12 protein-coding genes and 1 tRNA gene are annotated in these 12458 nt (G+C 72.8%); 4 read left to right on the top strand and 9 right to left on the bottom strand.

The window, feature by feature from the left end; genetic code table 11:
* Positions 1-85: 85 nt before the first annotated feature.
* The 6 genes from ACZ4WH_RS09345 to ACZ4WH_RS09320 all read right to left on the bottom strand — a co-directional run bounded on the left by ACZ4WH_RS09345 (position 86) and on the right by ACZ4WH_RS09320 (position 5587).
* The gene (locus ACZ4WH_RS09345; RefSeq protein WP_468178260.1) at positions 86-1762 is read right to left on the bottom strand and encodes a long-chain fatty acid--CoA ligase; all 1677 of its coding nucleotides are present in this window, start codon (positions 1760-1762) and stop codon (positions 86-88) included.
* Between the two features lie 142 nt (positions 1763-1904).
* Complete coding sequence (locus ACZ4WH_RS09340; RefSeq protein WP_468178258.1) at positions 1905-2462, bottom strand: SigE family RNA polymerase sigma factor; 558 nt, start codon at positions 2460-2462, stop codon at positions 1905-1907.
* Between the two features lie 148 nt (positions 2463-2610).
* Positions 2611-3777: a lipid-transfer protein gene (locus ACZ4WH_RS09335; protein ID WP_468178256.1), complete on the bottom strand. Its 1167-nt coding sequence runs from the start codon at positions 3775-3777 to the stop codon at positions 2611-2613.
* Complete coding sequence (locus ACZ4WH_RS09330; RefSeq protein ID WP_468178254.1) at positions 3774-4166, bottom strand: MaoC family dehydratase; 393 nt, start codon at positions 4164-4166, stop codon at positions 3774-3776. Before ACZ4WH_RS09330 ends, ACZ4WH_RS09335 begins: the two co-directional genes overlap by 4 nt.
* Complete coding sequence (locus tag ACZ4WH_RS09325; RefSeq protein ID WP_468178252.1) at positions 4163-5068, bottom strand: bifunctional MaoC family dehydratase N-terminal/OB-fold nucleic acid binding domain-containing protein; 906 nt, start codon at positions 5066-5068, stop codon at positions 4163-4165. Before ACZ4WH_RS09325 ends, ACZ4WH_RS09330 begins: the two co-directional genes overlap by 4 nt.
* A gap of 207 nt (positions 5069-5275) precedes the next feature.
* Complete coding sequence (locus ACZ4WH_RS09320) at positions 5276-5587, bottom strand: hypothetical protein (RefSeq protein WP_468178250.1); 312 nt, start codon at positions 5585-5587, stop codon at positions 5276-5278.
* A 370-nt stretch (positions 5588-5957) separates the two neighbouring features.
* On the opposite strand from ACZ4WH_RS09320, the gene ACZ4WH_RS09315 reads away from it, so the two are divergent.
* Positions 5958-6830 (top strand): bifunctional DNA primase/polymerase, encoded by an 873-nt coding sequence (locus tag ACZ4WH_RS09315; RefSeq protein WP_468178248.1) that lies wholly within the window; start codon positions 5958-5960, stop codon positions 6828-6830.
* Positions 6831-6910: 80 nt separating this feature from the next.
* On the opposite strand, the gene ACZ4WH_RS09310 is transcribed toward ACZ4WH_RS09315, so the two are convergent.
* A tRNA-Ser gene (locus ACZ4WH_RS09310) sits at positions 6911-6995 on the bottom strand.
* A 76-nt stretch (positions 6996-7071) separates the two neighbouring features.
* A complete protein-coding gene (locus tag ACZ4WH_RS09305; protein WP_468178246.1) occupies positions 7072-8508 on the bottom strand; it encodes a S1C family serine protease in 1437 nt (478 codons plus the stop codon).
* Between the two features lie 238 nt (positions 8509-8746).
* On the opposite strand from ACZ4WH_RS09305, the gene ACZ4WH_RS09300 reads away from it, so the two are divergent.
* From ACZ4WH_RS09300 to ACZ4WH_RS09290, 3 genes are all read left to right on the top strand, one after another.
* Positions 8747-9574 (top strand): glycerophosphodiester phosphodiesterase, encoded by an 828-nt coding sequence (locus ACZ4WH_RS09300; protein ID WP_468178244.1) that lies wholly within the window; start codon positions 8747-8749, stop codon positions 9572-9574.
* A gap of 217 nt (positions 9575-9791) precedes the next feature.
* Positions 9792-10433 (top strand): ATP-binding protein, encoded by a 642-nt coding sequence (locus tag ACZ4WH_RS09295; RefSeq protein WP_468178242.1) that lies wholly within the window; start codon positions 9792-9794, stop codon positions 10431-10433.
* Between the two features lie 172 nt (positions 10434-10605).
* Positions 10606-11568, top strand: coding sequence for a DUF5926 family protein (locus ACZ4WH_RS09290; RefSeq protein ID WP_468178240.1), 963 nt, complete (start codon positions 10606-10608; stop codon positions 11566-11568).
* 261 nt (positions 11569-11829) lie between these two features.
* Here ACZ4WH_RS09290 and ACZ4WH_RS09285 read toward each other — a convergent pair whose 3' ends face one another.
* Positions 11830-12303: a hypothetical protein gene (locus ACZ4WH_RS09285; protein WP_468178317.1), complete on the bottom strand. Its 474-nt coding sequence runs from the start codon at positions 12301-12303 to the stop codon at positions 11830-11832.
* Between the last annotated feature and the right edge of the window lie 155 nt (positions 12304-12458).

The following is a 12458-nucleotide window of genomic DNA, read 5'->3' as shown; positions in this document are numbered from 1 at the left end:
GGCGGTGACGACAGGCGTACGGACCGGGCGGCGGTGAACCGAACGCCCGGTCCTGAACACCCGGTCCGGCGTCCCGTAGGGGCCGTCAGAGCCGGGTGACGTCCAACCGCCCGTCCGCGTACTGCCGGCGCAGAACCTTCTTGTCGAACTTGCCCACGCTCGTCTTCGGCACCGACTCGACGACCGTCCAGCGTTCGGGCAGCTGCCACTTGGCGATGCGGCCCTCCTCGAAGAGGAAGGTGCGCAGGGTCTCGAAGTCCGCGGTGGCGCCCGGCCGCAGGACGACCGTGGCCAGCGGGCGCTCGCCCCACTTCTCGTCCGGTACGGCGACCACGGCGGCCTCGGCCACGTCCGGGTGGGACATCAGCGCGTTCTCCAGCTCGACGGAGGAGATCCATTCGCCGCCGGACTTGATGACGTCCTTGGCGCGGTCGGTGAGGGTGAGGAAGCCGTCGGGGGAGATGGTGCCGACGTCACCCGTCTTCAGCCAGCCGTCCTCGCTGAACTTGTCGTCGGGGCGCAGGGGTTCGGCGTCGGGGCCGCTGTAGTACGCGCCCGCGATCCAGGGGCCGCGCACCTCCAGCTCGCCCGCCGACGCGCCGTCCCAGGGCAGGCGTGCGCCGCCGGGGCCGGTGAGGCGGGCCTCGACGCCGGCCGGGAAGCGGCCCTGGGTGAGACGGTAGGCGAACTCCTCGTCGGTACCGGCCGCGTGGGCCGGCGGGCGGGCGACCGTGCCGAGCGGGGAGGTCTCCGTCATGCCCCAGGCGTGGCAGACCCGCATGCCCAGCTCGTCGAAGGCCGCCATCAGGGAGGGCGGGCAGGCCGAGCCGCCGATGGTGACCTGGGTGAGGGCGGAGACGTCACGGGGCCTGGCGTGCAGCTCGCCGAGGAGGCCCTGCCAGATGGTCGGGACGGCCGCCGCGTGGGTGGGCCGTTCGCGTTCGATCATCTCGGCGAGCGGGGCGGGCTGGAGGAAGCGGTCCGGCATCAGCATGTTGACGCCGGTCATGAAGGTGGCGTGCGGCAGGCCCCAGGCGTTGACGTGGAACTGCGGGACGACGACGAGCGAGGTGTCCTGGTCGGTCAGGCCCATCGACTGGGCCATGTTCACCTGCATGGAGTGCAGGTAGATCGAACGGTGGCTGTAGACCACGCCCTTGGGGTCGCCGGTCGTGCCGGAGGTGTAGCACATGGCGGCGGCCTGGCGTTCGTCCAGCTCCGGCCAGTCGTAGCCGGTCGGCCGGCCGGCGATCAGCTCCTCGTACTCGTGCACCTGGGCGGTGGCGCCCTGGAGCGGGGCGCGGTCGCCGGGCCCGGAGACGACGATGTGCTCGACCGTCGGCAGCTTCGGCAGCAGCGGGGCGAGCAGCGGGATCAGCGAGCCGTTGACGAGGACGACCTTGTCGGCCGCGTGGCCCACGATCCACACCAACTGCTCGGCGGGCAGCCGCAGGTTGAGCGTGTGCAGCACCGCGCCCATGGACGGGATCGCGAAGTAGGCCTCGACGTGCTCGGCGTTGTTCCACATGAGCGTGGCCACCCGGTCGTCGCCGGTCACGCCCAGCTCGTCCCGCAGGGCGTGTGCCAGCTGGGCGGCGCGGGCCCCGACCTCGGCGAAGGTGCGCCGGTGCGGCTCGGGTTCCCCGGTCCAGGTGGTCACCTGCGACGAGCCGTGGACCGTCGACCCGTGGGTCAGGATCCTGGAGATCAGCAGCGGTACGTCCTGCATGGTGGCCAGCACGGCGTTCCTCCCGGGCGACATTGCCTACGCGGTAGTAGGGGGGTGCGCTGATTCTGCGCACATACCACGCGGTATGTCACTAGGGGATGTGTCACTGAGAGGGAGGAAAATCCCGTCCGGCGGCGAGGAGAGTCCCGTCCGGCGGGCCGGCACCGGATCGCGGCTAGCGGGCCAGCACCAGTTCGGGGTCCTCGCGCAGCTTGCCCAGCGCGCGCGACACCGCCGACTTCACCGTGCCCACCGACACCCCGAGCACCTCGGCGGTCTGGGCCTCGCTGAGGTCCTCGTAGTACCGCAGGACGACCATCGCCCGCTGACGGGCCGGCAGCCGCAGGACCGCCCGCCACATGGCGTCGTGCAGCGCCTGCCGCTCGGCCGGGTCGTCGCCGCCGGGCGCGGGCTCCGGCTCGGGCAGCTCGTCGCAGGCGAACTCGTCCACTCTGCGCTTGCGCCACTGCGAGGTCCGGGTGTTCAGCAGCGCCCGGCGCACATAGCCGTCGAGCGCCCGCTGGTCCTCGATCCGCTCCCAGGCCACATAGGTCTTGGCGAGCGCGGTCTGCAACAGGTCCTCGGCGTCGCTCGGGTTCGCGGTCAGCGAGCGCGCGGTGCGCAGCAGGACCGGCTGACGGGCCCGCACGTACGACGCGAACGACGGGTAGGCGGGGGTCTGCCGCCCGGGTGCGGCGGCGGCCGAGGCGCTGGTGCAGACGGGTGTGGTCATGCCTCCACGCTAGGAGCGCGGGCCACGGCGGCGGATCGGCCGCAGGTCCCGAAGGCGAGTCCCCCTCAGGTTGTAGGGGTGGGGCTGCCTCCACCTCCTGAAGGTGGACTGCGGGTGCCTCCCGTCTGCGGGTACGACCCTGAGGAGGTCAGCCGTCCGCCGTCAGGACCAGCCCCGATGTCGGCACCCCGGTGCCGGCCGTCACCAGGGTGCGGGCCGCGCCCGGGACCTGGTTCACGGCCGTGCCCCGCAGCTGGCGGACCGCCTCCGCGATGCCGTTCATGCCGTGCAGATACGCCTCCCCGAGCTGACCCCCGTGCGTGTTCAGCGGCAGCCGCCGCTCCGCCACGAAGTCCGCCGCCTCGCCCCTGCCGCAGAACCCGAACTCCTCCAGCTGCATCAGCACGAACGGGGTGAAGTGGTCGTACAGGATGCCCACGTCGATGCCGTCCGGGCCGAGCCCCGAGGTGCGCCACAGCTGGCGGGCCACCGCGCTCGTCTCCGGAAGACCGGTCAGGTCGCCCCGGTAGAAGCTGGTCATCTGCTCCTGCGCCCGGCCCGCGCCCTGGGCCGCCGCCGCGATCACGGCGGGCGGACGGGGCAGGTCCCGGGCCCGCTCCACGGAGGTGACGACGACCGCCTGCCCGCCGTCGGTCTCCTGGCAGCAGTCCAGCAGGCGCAGCGGCTCGGCGATCCAGCGGGAGGCGGCATGGTCGGCGAGCGTGATCGGGCGGCCGTGGAACCAGGCGGCCGGGTTGGTCGCCGCGTACGCGCGGTCCACCACGGCCACGTGCCCGAACGCCTCCGGCGTCAGCCCGTACGTGTGCAGATACCGCTGGGCCGTCATCGCCACCCAGGAGGCCGGGGTGAGCAGCCCGAACGGCAGCGTCCAGCCGAGCGCCGCCCCCTCCGCCGACGGCTCCCGGTGCTGCACCCCCGCGCCGAACCGGCGGCCCGACCGCTCGTTGAAGGCCCGGTAGCAGACCACCACCTCGGCCACGCCCGTGGCCACGGCGAGGGCCGCCTGCTGGACGGTGGCACAGGCGGCCCCGCCGCCGTAGTGCACCCGGGAGAAGAAGGACAGCTCGCCCATCCCGCAGGCCTGGGCCACGGTGATCTCCGGGCTGGTGTCCATGGTGAACGTCACCAGCCCGTCCACGTCGGCCGGGCTGAGCCCGGCGTCGTCGAGCGCGGCCCGGACCGCCTCCGCCGCGAGGCGCAGTTCGCTGCGGCCGGAGTCCTTGGAGAACTCGGTGGCGCCGATGCCGGCGATCGCCGCGCGTCCGCCGAGGGTGTCCCGGGTGCGCAGGCTCATGATCCGGCCTGCGGGACCGTGACCGTCACCGTGCCCGTCACATGGTCGCCGAGACCGTTGGCCCCGACGACCCGGACGACGGCCGTGTCGCCGTCGACCTCCTCGACCCTGCCGGTCAGCACCATGGTGTCCCCCGGATGGTTGGGCGCGCCGAGCCTGATGGCGACCTTGCGGAGCACCGCCGTAGGGCCGAAGTGGTCGGTGACGTACCGGCCGACCAGGCCGTTCGTCGTCAGGATGTTCATGAAGACGTCCGGGGCGCCCTTCTGCCGGGCCAGCTCCGGGTCGTGGTGGACGTCCTGGTAGTCGCGGGAGGCGAGGGCGCCCGCCACGATCAGGGTGCGGGTCACCGGGATCTCCAGCGGCGGCAGCCGCTCACCCGCCCTCACCGGTCCACCACCCGGAACACCGGCAGCGTCAGCTCCTCGTCGCACCGCTGGAACTCGACCCGCACCGGCAGCCCGATCCGTACCTTGTCGTACGGCGCCCCGACCACGTTGCTCACCATCCGCACGCCCTCCGCGAGTTCGATCAGGCCGACGGCGTACGGGGGGTCGAAGGCCGGGAAGGGCGGGTGGTGCTGCACCACGTACGAGTAGACCGTGCCCTCGCCGCTCGCCTCGACCGCCTCCCAGTCCGGGCTTCCGCAGGCGTCGCAGCCCGGCAGCCAGGGGTGGCGCGGGGTGCCGCAGCCCGTGCAGCGCTGGAGGAGCAGCCGGTGCTCGGCCACGCCCTGCCAGAAGCCGGCGTTGTCCCGGTTGATCACCGGGCGGGGGCGGCGGGCCCGGGGCCGGCGTGGCGCGGGGGCGTACTTGAGGACGCGGAGGCGGTGGACGCCCACCGGTTCGCCGCCCACCCGGACGTCCATGCGGGTCGTGACGAAGTAGCCCGTGCCCAGCCTGGTCGTCTTGCGGGCGGAGACCTGCTCGATGACCGTGTCGAAGGCGATCTCGTCACCCGGCCGCAGGGGCCGCAGATACTCCTGCTCGCAGTCGGTGGCCACCACGGCGGTGCAGCCCGCCGCGTCCAGCAGGCCGAGGAGTTCGTCGTACGCGCCGGTGCGGCCCCGGTGTCCGGACAGGCCGCCCATCGTCCAGGCCTGGAGCATGGTGGGCGGGGCGATGGCGTCCGGGCCGGTGTAGGCGGGGTTGGTGTCGCCCAGCGCCTCGCACCAGTGCCGGATCATCGGCGTGTTCACCGGGTCCTTGCCGGCACCGGCGACGGCGGCGGGCCGGCCCTCGAACGCCTTGAGCCGCGCGCCCAGTTCGTCGTGCACCTGCTCGTCGCTCACACCGGCACCCCCCTGATCTCCCGAGACAGTTCCTGACTGTCCGTCAGATATCTTGGGGTGTCAAGGTCGGCAGCCGCCGGACCGAAGGCACACCGGAGGCACCGGAGAACGCCGACGCGGCGGCACCGAAGCACCGCCGCGCTGACGTGTTACGACCCCGAAGCACACCCCGCGAGCGCCCTCCTCATGAGGACACTCGCCCCCGGCTCACCAGAGCCGGGTGAAGTCGACGTGGATGTTGTCGTTGCCCTGCTGGACGGCCGTGAACGCGGAGCCGTTGACCTGGGCGGTGTTGCTCTGGTTCGAGGCACCGGAGCCGGCCGCGTTCTGGTTCGTGGTGGACGAGTTGCCGTTGTTGTCGTCGCCGACCCCACTGCCGAGGACGGCCGCCACGCCCGAGTTCGATCCGTCGTCCGCGAGGGCGCCGTTGTCCGCCGTCGCGACGCCGGCGAAGAGGGCGACTGCGAGCGGTAGAGCGGAGACGGCGGCGAGAACGCGGGCGGTACGGATGCTTGCCATGTGTTCCTCCAGAACCAAGCACTCTGCGGCCCTAGGGCCGGAAGTACGTGAACTACGGCTGATGCCAGGGCAGTTGGCCGACCGCCTTGACTGTCGTGGACGACGTCGCGCCTCCAGAGTTGCCCACCGAATCCCCGCCGAACCACCCCGGAAGCCGCGATTCGCACGCAAGCGTGAGGAAAAGTCGATAAACCCCCATCGCCACCTTTCGTCACATCAGCCCCCGGAACGACCCTGGGCGGACTTCCCCTTCCTCAGGCGATGCAAGGGATGAATCGTTCCGGCACCTTTCCGGCCAATCCGCCCGGTACCGGCGCGCCGCACTCTGCCCGCCCTTCCCTTTTTCGAACGTACGTACGAACATGTAGGCATGGCCACCATCGACCGGCAGGCCACGACGCTGGCCCTCGCACACGCTCTGTCAGCCGCCGAACGCGGACTGGCCGTGATCCCCCTGTCCCGGACGAAGCTCCCCGCCCTGCGCTCCCCGCACCGCGACGACCCCTGCCCGGCGGGACGGCCCTGCCACGGCGAGTGCGGCCGCTTCGGCCATGGCGTGTACGACGCCTCCACCGACCCCGTCCGCATCCGCGAGCTCTTCGCCGCCGCGCCCTGGGCCACCGGCTACGGCATCGCCTGCGGGCTGCCCCCGTACCACCTGATCGGCGTCGACCTGGACACCAAGTCCGGCACGGACTCCTCGGCCGCCCTGCGCGAACTGGCCCTGCGCCATCTGTTCACGATCCCGGCGACGGTCGTCGTCCTCACCCCGAGCGGAGGCCGCCACCTGTGGCTGACCGGCCCGCCCGACACCGTCGTACCGAACTCTGCTGGCCGGCTCGCCCCCGGCATCGACATCCGGGGCGCCGGCGGCTACCTCGTGGGCCCCGGCTCCCGCACCGACCACGGCGTCTACACCGCCGCGCCCGGCACCGCCGGCCTCGCCCCGGCCCCCTGCCCGCCATCCCTCCTCCGGCTGCTGCTCCCGCCGCCCCGCGCGCCGCACCTGGCCCGTCCGGCGGCGGACGGCCACGGACAGGGGCTGGTCCAGTTCGTGCTCGGCGCACACGAGGGGCAGCGCAACACCCGCCTGTTCTGGGCGGCCTGCCGTGCCTACGAGAACGGCATCGGGCCCGCCCTGACCGACCCGCTCGTGGCCGCCGCCCGCGACACCGGGCTGACCGAACGCGAGGCCCGCGCCACCATCGCGTCGGCGGCACGCCTGACCGGGCACCGGCCGTGAGGCCGGCGGGGCCGGCGGTCAGGCACCGTGCATGACGAAGGCCCCGACCGACTTTGCTGGTCAGGGGCCTTCCGTCTGCGCGGTGGGTGTGGGATTTGAACCCACGGTGGCTCGCGCCACGACGGTTTTCAAGACCGTTCCCTTAGGCCGCTCGGGCAACCCACCTCGTCCGCCCACCAGGGGCGGAGCGGGTACAGCGTACCGGGCCCGGGTCGGGATGTGGGGGCACGGCCCCCGCCGGTCAGTTGTCGCCCACGCGGGAACCCAACGTCAGTTCCACCGTGTGCTCCTGGCCGCCCCGCTTGTAGGTGACCGTCACCTTGTCGCCCGGCTCGTGGGTCCAGATCTCGCCGATGAGGGTCGGCCCGCTGTCGATCACGTGGTCGTCGAGCTTGGTGATGACGTCACCGGGCTTGAGGCCGGCCTTGTCCGCCGGGCCGCCCGCCTCGACCGGGGCGGTGCCGCTCGTGCCCTGGTCGGTGATCTGGGCGCCGTCGCTGGAGTCCTGGAGGGAGACGGACGCGCCGATCCGCGCGTACACCGGCTTGCCGGTCTTGATCAGCTGCTGGGCGACGTACTTGGCCTGGTTGATGGGGATGGCGAAGCCCAGGCCGATCGAGCCGGACTGGCCGGTGCCGAAGCCGCCGCTGCCGGTGGACTGGATCGCGGAGTTGATGCCGATGACCGCGCCGGAGGCGTCCAGCAGCGGGCCGCCGGAGTTGCCGGGGTTGATGGACGCGTCGGTCTGGAGGGCGCTCATGTACGACGCCTTGCTGCTGGAGCTGCCGTCGCTGGACGCCACCGGACGGTTCTTGGCGCTGATGATGCCCGTGGTGACCGTGTTGGAGAGGCCGAAGGGGGCGCCGATGGCGATGGTCTCGTCGCCGACGGCCACCTTGTCGGAGTCGCCGAGGGCGAGCGGCTTGAGGTCGGAGGGAGCGTTCTTGAGCTTGATGACCGCGACGTCGTAGCCCTGCGCGTGGCCGACGATCTCGGCGTCGTACTTCTTGCCGGTCGGGAAGGTGGCCGTCAGCTTGCCGCCGTCCACCGCGTCCGCCACCACGTGGTTGTTGGTGACGATGTGGCCCTGCTTGTCGAAGACGAAACCGGTGCCGGTGCCGCCCTCGCCGTTGGTGCTCTCCGCCTCGATGGTCACCGTGCTGGGCAGCGCCTTGGCGGCCACGTTGGCGATCGTGCCCGGCGCGCGCTTGACCTGCGCGGCGCTGCTGTCGGACGCGGAGACGGTGGTGGAGCCGGTGTCGTCGCGGTCCTTGGCCAGGGTGTAGCCGAGGCCGCCGCCCAGGCCGCCCGCCACCAGCGCGGCCACCAGGACCGCCGCCACCAGCCCGCCGCGTCCGCCGCGCGGCTTGGGGGCGGGTTGCTGGTACGTGGTGCCCCAGCCGGCGCCCGCGCCGCCGGAGCCGCCGTCGGCGTAGGCCGGGGTGGCCGGCGGCGGAGGCGGCCAGGAGCCGTCGGGGGCCGGGCCGGGCTGGTGCGCGGGGCCGTGTTCCGCTGCTGCGGCGGCCGCCGGGGCCTCGTGGGGCACGGGCGGGAGCGGAGCCGTCGGCGCGTTCCCCTGGGGCGCGGGGCCCTGCGGGGAAGCGGTGGGAGAGGCCACCGGCACGGGAGGTGCGGACGGCGCCGGGGGTACCGCGTTGCCCTCGTTCTCGGTGCTCACAGGTCTTCTCCTCGGTCCACGCCTGTTGTCGTCGGTCGCACTGGTCTGCAGTCAGCTTTTCCCACGGGCCGTCAGAGCACCATAAGCGGTGGCTGTGCGTCCGGCGACCGTCTTTATATAGGTTTATATAGGATCTTTCGAGCAAATGTTTTATAACGTGGGTGCCGTATCCCCCCGTTCGTCGCACGGACGCGTCGGTGCCGCCACGTGTACCCGGCGACGGTGGCACCATGACGCGGTGACCCACGCACGACAGCACTCTCTTCAGGTCGTCGCCCACCGCGGCGCCTCCGAGGACGCACCCGAACACACCCTCGCCGCCTACCGGAAGGCGATCGAGGACGGCGCGGACGCCCTGGAGTGCGACGTACGGCTGACCGCGGACGGCCATCTGGTCTGTGTCCACGACCGGCGGGTGAACCGTACCTCCAACGGCCGCGGCGCGGTCTCGGCACTCGAGCTGGCCGATCTGGCCACCCTCGACTTCGGCTCCTGGAAGACGCGCGAGGCCTGGCGCGGGCGGGACGAGGAGCCCGACTGGGAGCACCGGCCGGAGGACCGCGAGGAGACCTCCGTGCTCACCCTGGAACGGCTGCTGGAGCTGGTGGCGGACGCCGGGCGGCGGGTGGAGCTGGCCATCGAGACCAAGCACCCCACGCGCTGGGCGGGCCAGGTCGAGGAGCGGCTGCTGACGCTGCTGAAACGGTTCGGGCTGGACGCGCCGGCCTCCGCCGCCGAGTCGCCGGTCCGGGTCATGAGCTTCTCGGCGCGTTCGCTGCACCGCGTGCGTGCCGCGGCGCCGACGCTGCCGACGGTCTATCTGATGCAGTTCGTCTCGCCCCGGCTGCGCGACGGGCGGCTGCCCGTCGGCGTGCGCATCGCCGGTCCCTCGATCCGCATCGTGCGCAGCCACCCCGCCTACGTGGAGCGGCTGAAGCGGGCCGGGCACCAGGTCCATGTGTGGACTGTGAACGAGCCCGAGGACGTCGATCTCTGTGTCGAGCTGGGCGTCGACGCCGTCATCACCAACCGCCCGCGCGCGGTGCTGCGACAACTGGGCCGCTGAGCCGACCGGTCCTCCGCGGCTGGCCTACGCCGCCGACCGGACCTCCGCCGCAAGTCCGCCACCAACCGGACCTCCGTCGACCGGACCTCCGCCGACCGGTCCGGCCCCTCGCCGAAGCGATCTCCGTCGGCCGGATTCCAGCCATCGCGCCCTTCGCCTGCGCGGTGCCGTCACGGGGTGTACTCCGGCGCGTTCGCTGTGTGTTCGGCCGTGTCGAATGCGTCACCGGAAGAGGACTGGCCGGTTTCCGGCACAGGCCAAGAGGGCATCCACTCCGTGGCGTGGGGCGAAGGAGGTCTCGGGGGTGGCGTTGGTGGTGGCACAGGAGGTGCCCACGTCGTCGAGCATGGCCGTACCCCATGGCCCTGCGGGCGTGGGGAAGGCGCGGCACCGGATGCGGGCGCAGCTGCGCAGCGGTGGCGTATCGGAATCGGTCATCGACGACGCCGTACTGATCCTTTCGGAACTGTTGAGCAACGCCTGCAAGCACGGGCGGCCCCTGGGGGACGCGCCGGCCGGGGACGGGGACGTCCGCGCCGCATGGCGGGTCGACGCGCGCGGGCGGCTCATCGTGGAGGTCACGGACGGCGGCGGCCCGACCCGCCCGGCGCCGGCCACGCCCTCGGTGACCGCGCACGGCGGTCGCGGGCTGAACATCATCACGGCCCTCGCCGACGACTGGGGTGTCCGGGACGACGTCCGGGGCGAGGTGACCGTCTGGGCGCTGGTCCACGAGGACGTCCACGATCCCGATGCCGGGTGCCGCCGCGACGATTTCGCTACGCGCGTCACCCGCCCGGCACCGCTGCCGGACCTGTCCGGCCTGGACTTCGCCGACGCGTTCGACGACCTGGACTGAACCGGGGGGCACCGGGGCGGTCGGCGGGCGTTGTCCAGGGGGCGTCCGGCGCCCGCGGATTCACACCACCGGCGTCGAGCGCGCGTGCGTTGTCCACAGGTTCCCGTCGGTCATGGTCCGAACGGCTAGGCTCCGGACGTACGAGAAGAGCCGTAACCGGGAGACGCCCACCATGGCCAAAAAGCGACCCCAGACGAAGGCCAAGCCGCAGCTGATCGACGGGGAGATCCCGGTTGTCGGCGCCCGTGAACCCTGCCCCTGCGGCAGCGGCCGGCGTTACAAGGCCTGCCACGGCCGGGCCGCCGCGCACGCCGTGACCGAGCTGGTGCAGCGCCCGTTCGAGGGCCTGCCCGGCGAGTGCGACTGGGTCGCGCTGCGGGAGCTGGTCCCGGCCGCGACGGCCGAGCTGCCCCTGCGGGGCGGCCTGCCCGAGGGCGTCCCGTCGGTCACCCTGGCCACGGTGCTGCCGATGGCCTGGCCCGCGCTGCGCCGCGACGACGGCTCGGTCCTGCTCGGCCTCCAGAACGACACGGCGTCCGGCGACATCAGCCGCGACCTCGCCGACACGCTGCTGCGCGCGCTGGAGGCCGCGCCCGGCACGCCGGTGCAGGGCCGCCGCGCCCCCGCCGACGGTCCGCGCCTTCAGGACCTGCTCGACCCGCAGGGGGCGTTCGAGCCGGCCGTGCACAGCGGCTTCGAGTTCTGGGTGCCGGACGCGGAGAACGCCACTCCGGAGGTCGCCGCCTCCCTGGAGCGGGCCAACGCCGCCGCCATCCCGACCGTGAAGCTGTCCGGCGTGGACGCCGCCTACTGGTGCGAGACACCGGAGAAGAACCACCTGCGCTGGGTCATGCCCCACCCGGAGGAGCAGCTTCTGGACGCCCTCGCGCGGCTGCACGCGGCCGGCCGGTCCAGCCTCGGTGAGGGCACCCGGCTCGTGGGCTCCTTCCGTGCTCACGGCCTCATCGTGCCGGTCTGGGACCTGCCGAGCGGAGTCACCGCCGAGGACGTGGAGAAGCCGGCCGCCGAGTTCGCCGAGCGCCTCGCCGCCGCCCTCGCCGTCCAGGAGCCGCTGACGCCGGACGAGCGCCGGGCGCGCGGCGGGCTGACCAACCGGCAGGTCACGCTGAGCTGACGCCCCGCGCGTGGGTGTCACGGCTGACCGGTCGGTCAGCCGTGACACCGGACCGCGCGGCAGGTGACTCCTGTCACAACTCCCGGTTCCGACAGGGCAATCGGTGTCCGAATAGCCAACCCGGAATTTGCGAACCGCCGATCTCTTGTTACCGTTCCAGTAGCCCGGTTGCTGGTGCATCCCCCGTCGCCAGCAACCGGGTCTTTCCATGCCCGCGTACGGTGGACAGCGCACCGCCGGGTGTCAACTCCCCTTCGTTGCTCAGGAGTTGCTGCCGGAGCGGAGCAGCAGCGCCCCGTCCGGGCCGCGCTCGGCGAACTCGGTGACGGCCGTGTAGGCGTCCGGTCCGCCCCGGCTGCGCTGGCGCGGCGTCTCACAGGTGGCGGGCTCGTCGTCGGCCCCGGTGGCACAGCGCATCTGCACGGTCCGGCCGCCCGGTCCCATCAGGCTCAGCACGGAGTCCAGCGACTCGCCGGTGGCGTTGCGGTAGTAGGTGCGCGCCCAGGTGTCCTCGCCCTGCGTCAGCACACAGGTCTGCGCCTCGATGCCGTCGGGCGAGGTGAGTTCGGGGCCGCAGTGGGCGGCGGTGGCGAGCCCGAGATCGAGCAGGCGGGGGGAGCGAGGGCCGGTGTCCGGGCGGGTGTTGGCGTCTCCACGGGAGGCGGCCGGTGCGGCGGCCCGGCCGGTGTCGCCCGCCTGCCGCGCGGACGCCACGGCCAGCGGCAGCGCGACCATGGCCGCCACGAAGCCCACGAGGGCGAGCAGACGGAGCTGCCGGGGGTCGGGCTTTCGGTGGTTCCGCCGGCCGCAGTGCGGCCGTGGGGCGCGGTGGCCGCCGGGTTGACGCTGCATGTGCGGACGATAACGAGCGAGCGGGGCTCACCCGCCCC

It is taken from the genome of Streptomyces sp. NPDC029138, from assembly GCF_055564375.1.
The sequence above is the reverse complement of the archived record's forward strand: the minus strand, read 5'-3'. Positions and strand labels throughout refer to the sequence as shown.